The following is a 1,968-nucleotide window of genomic DNA, read 5'->3' as shown; positions in this document are numbered from 1 at the left end:
ATTGGATCGGACATACTGAGTACAGTGAAACCAGAATAGAGCAATTAGATCACATCTTTAATCTGATTGGTATTACCACGAGTGGTCATTTCGCCAGGGCAAGGAGCGCCAGACGGTGCAGGTGGCGGGCAACTATCGGGTGGATCTGGCGGAAGCGGTGCGGGACGCCGCCCTGGCTGGGCTCGGCATCGCCTATGTGGCCAACTACCTGCTGGACAAGGAGCTGCAATCTGGTCAGCTCATCCCTCTGCTGCCCCAGTGGCAACCGAACCAGAAGATGGCGGTGCACGCCGTCTATGCCAGGCGAGAGCATCTGGATCCCAAGATCCGCCTCTTCATCGACTTCCTCAAGGAGAGCTTCGGACCCGGGCCCTACTGGGCGCAGCGACTCGCACCCTGGCTCGGGGGGAAATTGTCCGGCACCGAGGAATAATCGTTTCCATACAAGAACACTGGCGTGAGTGCGGTTTCAAAGTTGTGTCAAATCAGTCAGTTGGCGCAACCGATATCGTGCAAACGTTTTTGCTAACAGGGTTGTAACCCGGCGGGGTTGCGGCGGTGAGGGGAGGGGAGCAGAATCCGCGCCCATCTTCAGCCTCACTGGATGGAATCCCCATGATTGCCCTGCTTGGTATCCTGAGCATCCTGGCCCTGGCCGCACTCTGCTCTGATAATCGTCGTCGTATCCCGTTGCGAACAGTGGGCTTTGCCCTCTGCCTGCAAGTGCTCTTCGCCGCCCTGGTGCTCTGGCTGCCCGCCGGTCAGCAGGTCTTGAACGGTGTCAGCGAGAGCGTCAGCAGCGTCATCGGCTACGGCCAGGAGGGGATTGCCTTCCTGTTCGGGGATCTGGCCAAGTTCAAGCTGGGCTTCATCTTCGCCTTCAACGTGCTGCCGGTGATCATCTTCTTCTCCGCGCTGATCGCCATCCTCTATCACATCGGCCTGATGCCCAAAGTGATCGCCCTGCTCGGCGGCGGCCTGCAGAAATTGCTGGGCACCGGCCGCGCCGAGAGCCTCTCTGCCACCGCCAACATCTTCGTCGGCATGGTGGAAGCGCCGCTGGTGGTCAAACCCTATCTCTCCAGGATGTCCGATTCCCAGTTCTTTGCGGTGATGAGCTGCGGACTGGCCTCGGTAGCCGGCGGCACCCTGGTGGGCTACGCCAGCATCGGGGTCGAGCTGAAATACCTGATTGCGGCGGCTTTCATGTCCGCCCCTGCCGGGCTTGCCATGGCCAAGATCCTGGTGCCGCCCGCCGCGCAAGAGGAAGATCACCACGAAGACGTGGAGATCCCCCGCGCCACCAACGTAATTGAAGCGGCCGCCGATGGCGCCATGGCGGGTCTCAACATCGCCGTCGCCGTGGGGGCGACCCTGCTGGCCTTCGTCGGCGTGATCGCCCTGCTCAACGGCCTGCTGGGCTGGGCCGGCGACCTGGTGGGGCTGGAGCTGAGCTTCCAGATCATCCTGGGCTGGCTGTTTGCCCCCGTCTCCTGGCTCATCGGCGTCCCCTGGGGTCAGGCCCAGGCGGCCGGTGCCCTGATCGGCACCAAGATCGTCATCAACGAGTTCGTCGCCTTCATTGCCCTGGTGCAGGATCAGACCCTGAACGAGTCGAGCAAGGCCATCGTCACCTTCGCCCTGTGCGGTTTCGCCAATATCTCTTCCATGGCGATCCTCATCGGCGGCCTGGGGGCCATGGTGCCGGAGCGCAAGTCCTTCATCGCCCGCTACGGCATGCGCGCCATCCTGGCGGGGGTGTTGGCAAACCTGATGAGCGCCTCCCTGGCAGGCTTGTTCCTCGCCCTCTGATAGACCCTGGAAGTCAGCACCTTCCGGTCATTGCCCGCTTCGGCGGGCTTTTTTGCACCCGCTTGCAGGCAAAAAAAGCGGTTCATCGCGGCTTTCCGGGGAAGGCCGCCTTGATTTTCAGAAAAAAGTATTCTGAGTCCCTAAATCCATATGCCA

1 protein-coding gene and 1 pseudogene are annotated in these 1,968 nt (G+C 61.3%); both read left to right on the top strand.

Annotation, left to right across the window (positions count from 1 at the left end; all coding sequences use genetic code 11):
- Positions 1 to 73 precede the first annotated feature (73 nt).
- Positions 74 to 433: pseudogene (locus OKC30_RS20660) on the top strand (LysR substrate-binding domain-containing protein); the annotation flags it as partial.
- A 182-nt stretch (positions 434 to 615) separates the two neighbouring features.
- Positions 616 to 1,812, top strand: a complete 1,197-nt coding sequence (locus OKC30_RS20655) for a NupC/NupG family nucleoside CNT transporter (RefSeq protein ID WP_052814798.1) — start codon at positions 616 to 618, stop codon at positions 1,810 to 1,812.
- Positions 1,813 to 1,968 lie beyond the last annotated feature (156 nt).

The organism is Aeromonas sp. QDB18, assembly GCF_027705325.1.
Taxonomy (GTDB): Bacteria; Pseudomonadota; Gammaproteobacteria; order Enterobacterales; family Aeromonadaceae; genus Aeromonas; species Aeromonas caviae.
This window is presented reverse-complemented; position numbering and strand designations above follow the sequence as displayed.